This is a genomic window from Halioglobus sp. HI00S01, from assembly GCF_001635445.1.
Lineage (GTDB): Bacteria > Pseudomonadota > Gammaproteobacteria > Pseudomonadales > Halieaceae > Halioglobus > Halioglobus japonicus.
In genome coordinates, this window is sequence record NZ_LWEE01000347.1 from 1 (window position 1) to 614 (window position 614).

Genomic DNA, 614 nt, shown 5'->3' on the forward strand with positions numbered 1-614 from the left:
CAACAGCGTCTGCCAGGACATTCCAACGCTCCCATTGCTCACACCTCCTCCCAGGGCACCACCTGAGATTGCCTCTTTTCGCTGGTAAGGATTCCAGCTCAACCGCAATCATTTAGCAAGGAAGCCACCAAATAACGCGCGGCATGGGCTGTTGCGCGCCTTCCTTCAAGAATTAACGGATAGGAATGGCAAGCTCAAAGCCGCGAACATATTTTCAGGGCAATAAACAGTTAATTCGCGAACTTATCCAGCTAAGTCAACAGAATAGGCGAGAAGATCTACTCCCATTGGGCCGTTTATTTTTCCTATACTTCCACCGGCTCCGGTTTTGGCCCGCTGTACCTGGATTATGTGCTGGGTATTACCAAGGCCTACACCACCCGTGTCGGCTCCGGCCCATTCCCCACCGAACTGTTTGATGAAACCGGTGCCCACCTGGCCGAGAAGGGCCACGAGTTTGGTGCCACCACCGGGCGTCCGCGCCGCTGCGGCTGGTTCGACGCCGTGGCCCTGCGCAACGCCGTTAACATCAACTCAGTAAGTGGCCTGTGCCTGACCAAGCTCGACGTGCTCGACGGTCTGGAGTCCATCCAGATTTGTGTGGGCTACGCCGA

The 614-nt window shown here is 55.9% G+C and carries 1 pseudogene; it reads left to right on the forward strand.

From position 1 onward, the window contains the following. Positions 1–309: 309 nt before the first annotated feature. Positions 310–614 (forward strand): annotated as a pseudogene (locus A3709_RS20885) (adenylosuccinate synthetase); the annotation flags it as partial.